At 31.5% G+C, this 4,422-nt stretch carries 3 protein-coding genes; 2 read left to right on the forward strand and 1 reads right to left on the reverse strand.

Annotated elements, in window-relative coordinates; genetic code table 11:
* Positions 1 to 1,293: DHHA1 domain-containing protein (locus tag ACIQ2I_RS08165; protein WP_396181928.1), on the forward strand; the 1,293-nt coding region annotated here is incomplete at its 5' end.
* A 153-nt stretch (positions 1,294 to 1,446) separates the two neighbouring features.
* Here the strand turns inward: ACIQ2I_RS08165 and ACIQ2I_RS08170 are convergent.
* Positions 1,447 to 3,192, reverse strand: coding sequence for an ABC transporter ATP-binding protein (locus ACIQ2I_RS08170; protein WP_396181929.1), 1,746 nt, complete (start codon positions 3,190 to 3,192; stop codon positions 1,447 to 1,449).
* Between the two features lie 104 nt (positions 3,193 to 3,296).
* Here ACIQ2I_RS08170 and ACIQ2I_RS08175 point away from each other — a divergent pair, with 104 nt between their 5' ends.
* Positions 3,297 to 4,244 (forward strand): GSCFA domain-containing protein, encoded by a 948-nt coding sequence (locus ACIQ2I_RS08175; RefSeq protein WP_396181930.1) that lies wholly within the window; start codon positions 3,297 to 3,299, stop codon positions 4,242 to 4,244.
* Positions 4,245 to 4,422: the final 178 nt, after the last annotated feature.

Genomic DNA, 4,422 nt, shown 5'->3' on the forward strand with positions numbered 1-4,422 from the left:
ATTCCTGGAAATGTGGAAACATTCGTAGGATATGATCAAACAGAAAACGAGTCAAAAATTACTAGAATCCGTAAAGTCGATTCTAAAAAAGACGGCATTTTATACCAAATTGTTTTAGAAAACACGCCGTTCTATCCAGAAGGTGGTGGACAAGTAGGAGATAAGGGAACTTTAATCAGTCGAAAGTCAAAAGTCGAAAGTCAAAAGTCAGATGAACAGTGTCAAGAAGAAATTATTGAAATTATAGACACCAAGAAAGAAAATAATTTAATAATTCATTTTGCAAAAAATTTACCAAATGATTTGAATGTAAATTTTACTGCAAAAGTCAATACCGATTTAAGAAGCGCTTCCTCAAAAAATCACTCCGCTACGCATTTGATGCATTTGGCTTTGAGAACTATTTTAGGAACGCACGTAGAACAAAAAGGTTCGTTAGTAAATTCGAATTATTTACGTTTTGATTTTTCGCATTTTTCAAAAGTTTCTGATCAAGAATTACGTCAGGTTGAAGCAAGTGTCAATGCGCAAATTGAAGCCCAATTACAATTAGTGGAGCACCGAAATATTCCAATAAAAGAAGCATTAGACAAAGGTGCTATGGCTTTGTTTGGTGAAAAATATGGCGATAGCGTTCGTATGATTGAATTTGGAAATAGTAAGGAATTATGTGGCGGAATTCACGTGAAAAATACCGCAGATATTTGGCATTTCAAAATTATTTCGGAAGGGGCGGTAGCAGCTGGAATTAGAAGAATTGAAGCCATTACTGGTGATGCGGTTAAAGAATATTATACCACACAAGAAAATTCCTTGTCGGAAATTAAGGAAGTATTGAAAAATCCTCAAGACGTTTTAAAATCAGTGGCTTCTTTACAAGACGATAACGCAAAATTGAAAAAACAAATTGAGCAATTAGTTAAAGAAAAAATTGACGGATTATCAGCTAGTTTAGTTTCTGAATTTCAAGATGTTAATGGAATTAATTTCATAGCAAAACAAGTTGATTTATCGATGAGCGCAACAAAGGATTTAACGCAAGCGATTGGAACTTTGAAACCGAATTCATTTGTAGTTTTAGCTTCTGTTGAAGACGGTTTACCAAATATTCACTGTTATATCGCTAAAGAATTAGTAGCAAATAAAGGTTTAAACGCCGGAAATGTAATTCGTGAATTAGGAAAATATATTGATGGAAATGGCGGTGGACAACCGTTCTTCGCTTCAGGAAAAGGTAAAAATGTAAATGGAATTACTGCGGTTTTAGAGAATGCAGTGAGTTATGTGAAGTAAATAACTAATTTTATTGAAGAGGGTCTTTAAAAAGTCAGTGTTTTGTCATTCCGAATTTATTTCGGAATTTAAAAGTATATGAATATCAGATATTTACAGAAGCTGAAACGAGTTCAGCTTGACAAGATTATAACTTTTTGGACACTCTATTTTTTATTTCCTCTCCCCAATTTGTTGGCGCCACATGGCATAATACAGTCCTTTTTCAACTAATAAATCTTCGTGTTTGCCTTGTTCAATAATTTTACCTTGTTCTAATACGAAAATTTTATCGGCGTGCATGATGGTCGATAATCGATGAGCAATTAATATCGTAATTCTGTTTTCATCTGAAATATTTCTTATCGTACTATTAATTTCTTCTTCGGTAATTGAATCTAAAGCAGAAGTTGCTTCATCGAAAATTAATAAATTGGGCTGTCTCAAAATGGCTCTGGCTATAGATAAACGTTGTTTTTCGCCACCAGAAATTTTAATTCCGCCTTCACCAATTGTCGAATCTAAACCATTTTCGGCACGATCTAAAAGTTTGCCACAACTTGCCCTTTGCAAAGCACTTATTATTTCTTCATCCGTTGCTTTTGGTTTTACAAATAATAAATTTTCTCTAATGGTTCCTGAAAACAATTGTGCATCTTGTGTTACGAATCCTAATTGTTTTCGTAATTTTAAAATATCAATATTTTTAGAATCAATACCATTATACAAAACATGACCAATTGCTGGCGGATACAAACCAACTAATAATTTGACTAAAGTAGTTTTTCCGGAACCAGATGGCCCAACGAATGCAACAGTTTCACCTTGTTTGATAGAAAAGTTTATATTTTCAACTGCAAATTGTTTGGCAGTTTTGTGTTTAAAACTTACATCTGTAAACACTAAAGAACTGATTTTTCCAAAATTTTCTGGTTCTTCTGGGCGGTGTTCAGATTTGGCTTTTAACAACTTCTCAAAATTTTCCATAGAAACTTTTGTCTCATTTTTAGCGATGATAAAAGCACTTAATTCTTGCAACGGGTTAAAAATAAAAAAGGTAAAAAATACCATTGTTAATAAATCGCCAACTACAATTTTATCGCTAAATAAGAAGTAATACAAACCGAAAATTACGCAAGTTCGCATAAAATGCACCGTTGTACCTTGTATGAAACTCAAACTTCTAATAAAACGAATTTTCTGAATTTCAAGTTGTAAAATTTTGAGTGTATTTGAATTTAGCCTGTTTTCTTCTTGATTGGTTAAACCCAAACTTTTCACCAATTCGATATTTCGTAAACTTTCTGTGGTAGAACCCGCTAAGGAATTGGTTTGTAAAACGATATTTCGTGATACTGCTTTTATTTTTTTTCCTAAGATTGAACTAATAAACGCAATAATTGGTGCAGTTAAAACAAATACAAATGCAATTCTGTAATCAATCCTAGAAATGTAAACAATTACAAAAATGAATCCAATAATGGTTTGAAAAATTAAAGAAATAGAAAGCGTAATTAGCTTTTCAGAATCGGTTCTGGCTTTTTGCAATTTGCTTAATGTTTCGCCACTACTTTGATCTTCAAAATCTTCGTAAGGTAAATCTAAGGACTTTTTTATGCCATCAGTATACATTTCAGCACCAGTTCTTTGAATAACAATATTGGTAAAGTAGTCTTGAAAGTTTTTTGTGATACGTGAAATCATTGCTGCAGTAAGCGAAAGTCCTAACCAAAAACCTACAGATTTTATGAAACCGATTTCATTGCCTTTGTATTTCGCAATTCCAACACCACAATCTTGCATTAATTTACCCGTAATAATAGAGTCTGACAAACTAAAACAAATGTTTATAGCAGCCATTAAAAGCGCAAAAAAGAGCAGTAATTTGTGTTTTTGTAAATACTTATAAAGCAATTTCATTTGTAAAAATTTAAGTCGCAAAAGTAGGCAATAAAAAGACTTTATAAATTATTTTGTAACTATTTAACTTGTTTTTGTACTTTTGGATGACGATAAATAAAGTTATGAAATTTCAAACTACCATTCCCACACAAAAATCAGATTTTTTAATTGATTATTCTTCCAAATTAGTTTCTTTTGGTTCTTGTTTTGCCGAGAATATGGGAAATAAGTTTGACTATTATAAATTTTTAACGCTTATTAATCCGTTTGGAATTATTTTTAATCCAATTTCATTAGAAAAAATACTTCTTAGAAGTATTCATAAAAAGTATTTCACAGAGAATGATATTTTTTATCATAATGAAGCTTGGCATTGTTTCGAAGTGCATTCTGAGCTTTCAAATCCTGAAAAAGAAAAATTTCTTACTAAATTAAATCAATTAATTGATGCCACAAATGGGCATGTTGAAAACACTACGCATTGTTTAATTACGTTAGGGACTTCTTGGGTGTATAGACATATAGAAAGCGATACGATTGTTGCCAATTGTCATAAAGTGCCTCAAAAACTATTTACAAAAGAGTTGCTTTCTACTGCTGATATTGAAGCGAGTTTGAAAAGAATTGTTTCAAAAATTCAAGTTGTAAATCCAAATTGTAAATTTATTTTTACGATTTCGCCTGTTCGTCATAGTAAAGATGGCTTTGTAGAAAACAACGTAAGTAAATCGCATTTAATTACTGCGTTGTATCATTTTCTATCAAATGCTACTTCAAGTATTTATTTTCCTAGTTATGAAATTATGATGGACGAGTTACGTGATTACCGATTTTATGCGGAAGATATGTTACATCCAAATCAAACGGCAATTGATTATATTTGGATGAAATTTTCCGAAAATTATATAAATGAAGTCGAATTTGAAACGATGCAACACGTTTCAGAAATTCAAAAAGCATTGAGTCACATACCTTTTAATCCAAATTCTGAAAGTCATATAAAATTCCAGGATAATTTAAAACAGAAAATAAATGCAATAGTAGCTAAATATCCTGAAATGCAATTTTAAAGTAATTTTTACAATTTACTTTGTAGACTTTGCCAGCTACCACCATTGATGCATTCAATACCGTTTCGTTTTAGTATTCTTGTTGCCATACCGCTTCTGTTGCCACTTCTGCAACAAGCAATAACCGGTTTGTTTAGTTTTTTTATATCGTTAATTTTCGATTCGATAATTTGTAAAG

It is taken from the genome of Flavobacterium sp. (genome assembly GCF_044368995.1).
Classification (GTDB): Bacteria; Bacteroidota; Bacteroidia; order Flavobacteriales; family Flavobacteriaceae; genus Flavobacterium.

Coding starts and splice junctions, on each gene's coding strand:
- ACIQ2I_RS08170 (WP_396181929.1), bottom strand. CDS start 3,192: ATGAAATTGCTTTATAAGTATTTACAAAAACACAAATTACTGCTCTTT.
- ACIQ2I_RS08175 (WP_396181930.1), top strand. CDS start 3,297: ATGAAATTTCAAACTACCATTCCCACACAAAAATCAGATTTTTTAATT.